Raw genomic sequence first — 1,439 nt, 5'->3', positions numbered from 1 at the left:
AGGCGCTGCTGCAAGTCGCTGGGCCGCCATGGGCAATCGAGATCATGCAAGGCGATGAGCCTGTCCTGCACATTGGTTCCGGCTCCCATTTTTGCGGTGCTGCCCATGAGGATACGCACCTCGCCGCCGCGCACCTTGGCAAACAGCTCCTTTTTCTTTTGCTCGGTGTTGGCGGTGTGGATATAAGCGATCTCGTTTTCCGGAATGCCTATCTCAAGCAGCTTCCGCCGCAGATCGTCATACACATTGAAGCTGCCGTCCGCCTTGGGAGTAGACAGGTCGCAGAAAATCAGCTGCGTGCTGCGCTGTGCGGTACTCTCTGCCCATATCCGATAGACATTCCGGGCGCATACGGAAACCTTGCTGTTTTCATCGTCCGGTGCCAGAGAGCTTAGCAGCCGCATATCCAACGCCAGCTTGCGTCCGTCGTTGGTGATGCGCAGCATATTGTCGGTGCTGGGATCGACCACACGGGCGCGGACGCGCTCGGCACGCTCCGCCAGTCCTGCAACAGCTTTCTTTTGCAGCTCGCTGGGGTGGATGACCTCGGTGTGGAAGTTGGCCTTTGGGACGGGCAGCTTCAGCATATCCGCCGTTTGCACATCCGCCACCATTTTGAAGGTCGCCATCAACTCCGGCAGATTGAAGAATTTTGCAAAACGGGTTTTCGGGCGATAGCCGCTGCCCTCCGGGGAAAGCTCGATGGCGGTAACGGTTTCACCGTAGTCGCTGGCCCAATCGTCGAAGTGGATAAGACCCATCTCCTGCAAGGTTTGATATTGCAAGTACCTCTGCACCGTATACAATTCCACCATACTGTTGGAGATCGGGGTGCCGGTGGCGAAGATAACACCGTGGCTGTCGGTCAGCTCGTCCAGATACTGACACTTGGCAAAGAGATCCGAGGACTTCTGCGCTTCCGTCTGCGCGATACCGCCGACATTGCGCATTTTCGTCATCAAAAAGAGATTTTTGAAACTGTGGCTCTCATCAATGAACAGCCGGTCGATGCCCAGCTCCTCAAAGGTCACGGTGTCGTCCTTGGTGCTCTGATCGTTGAGCTTCTCCAGCCGCGCCTCCAATGACTTACGGGTTCGCTCCATCTGCTTGATGGTGAAGTTTTCTGCTTTCTGCCGCTTAGCGTCGCTGATGGCCAGCAGCACCTCGTCGATCTGCCGCTGCAAAATGGCCTGTTGCCGTTCACGGGACAGGGGGATCTTCATGAGCTGACTGTGGCCGATGATGATTGCATCATAATCTCCGGTGGCAATACGGGCACACAGCCTGCGGCGGTTGCGCTTTTCAAAATCGCGTTCGGTAGCTACCAAAATGTTAGCGGCTGGGTAGAGCTGAAGCCATTCTGCCGCCCACTGTTCCGTGATGTGGTTGGGCACCACGATCAGCGACTTGGTGCATAGCCCCAGACGCTTCATTTCCAT

1 protein-coding gene is annotated in these 1,439 nt (G+C 56.3%); it reads right to left on the bottom strand.

The window, feature by feature from the left end; all coding sequences use genetic code 11:
• Positions 1-1,439: helicase-like domain-containing protein (locus LKD37_RS17465; RefSeq protein WP_502787379.1), on the bottom strand; the 1,439-nt coding region annotated here is incomplete at both ends.

This window comes from Brotocaccenecus cirricatena (genome assembly GCF_020687045.1).
GTDB classification, from domain to species: Bacteria; Bacillota; Clostridia; order Oscillospirales; family Oscillospiraceae; genus Vescimonas; species Vescimonas cirricatena.
This window is presented reverse-complemented; position numbering and strand designations above follow the sequence as displayed.